Source organism: Mesorhizobium sp. BHbdii (genome assembly GCF_053848045.1).
The window spans coordinates 1-468 of the sequence record NZ_JBSPKX010000184.1 but is presented as its reverse complement, the minus strand read 5'-3'; the positions used below and the strand labels follow the sequence as shown (position 1 = coordinate 468).

The following is a 468-nucleotide window of genomic DNA, read 5'->3' as shown; positions in this document are numbered from 1 at the left end:
AGATCGCCGGCGATGCCATTGGCCGGATGGAAGCCGGAAATGACGCCGAGCGCCGAATAATAGGCTTCCTGGCGCCCGCTGATCACGCGGATCTCGGTCTTGAGGACCTCTTCGGCGCGATGGATGAAATCGGGACCGTTGATCGCCTCGCGCGCGGCGGCGGTGGCCAGGACATACATTTGCTCGGCGCCGGCCTGATCGGACAGCGCGCGAAAGCGGCGGAACTCTTCCATCGAGCGGGTCACCGCCTCTGGGTCGAGTTTTCCGGTCGAAACGATGCCGCGGCCAAGACCGGCGAGCATCTTTTCGTTGAACAGCATGGTCGGCGAGCGCGCCAGCCCTTCATAGACAACGAGGCGGATCGAATTCGACCCGATGTCGATGATGGACAGCGGTCGGCGGTCCTGCAGCCGGCCCTGGGAATCAGACAGCATCAGGTGGACGCTGCAGCGTTCTTCTTGCGGCGCT

The 468-nt window shown here is 63.7% G+C and carries 1 protein-coding gene; it reads right to left on the bottom strand.

Features of this window, described 5'->3' with window-relative positions:
• A partial coding sequence (locus ACWTU8_RS32525; protein ID WP_455851337.1) for a Ppx/GppA phosphatase family protein occupies positions 1–434 on the bottom strand: 434 nt, incomplete at its 3' end.
• Positions 435–468: the final 34 nt, after the last annotated feature.